We start from the raw sequence: 378 nt of genomic DNA on the forward strand, positions 1-378 counted from the left end.
TTCGCCAAAGAAATCGCCTTGACTTAAATAGGTCAAAATCATTTCTTTGCCTTCCTCATCTTTTACCATCACAGCCACAGATCCCTTAATTAAATAGTATAGGGTTTCAGCCTTTTCTCCGGCATGAATAAGGGAACTTTTCGCTGGATATTTATGAATATGGCAATGAGATAGGAACCACTCCAATGTCGGATCCATAGGTTGTGATTGCTGTCCTTGTTGTTCTAACATAAAATCCCCCGATTATTTTCCATTAAAAAAATCCATTTTATCTTTAATATCAATGGATTGATGTAACTCAGACCAAACGAGCACCGCCTTCCCTTGACGAATACTGTTGAATAGATTTTCTCTTTTTTCTGCTAAAGAAAGTTCAGT

General features: G+C 37.0%; 2 protein-coding genes. Both read right to left on the minus strand.

Going from position 1 to position 378, the window contains the following annotated elements:
* The coding region (locus tag EII42_RS12455; RefSeq protein WP_125172433.1) for a cyclic nucleotide-binding domain-containing protein at positions 1-231 on the minus strand (231 nt) is incomplete at its 3' end.
* Between the two features lie 12 nt (positions 232-243).
* Positions 244-378 (minus strand): YheU family protein (locus EII42_RS13915; protein ID WP_199729901.1); only part of this gene is annotated, 135 nt, incomplete at its 5' end.

Origin of the sequence: Tessaracoccus sp. OH4464_COT-324, assembly GCF_003932855.1 — a bacterium.
In the GTDB taxonomy this organism is placed as follows: Bacteria; Actinomycetota; Actinomycetes; order Propionibacteriales; family Propionibacteriaceae; genus Arachnia.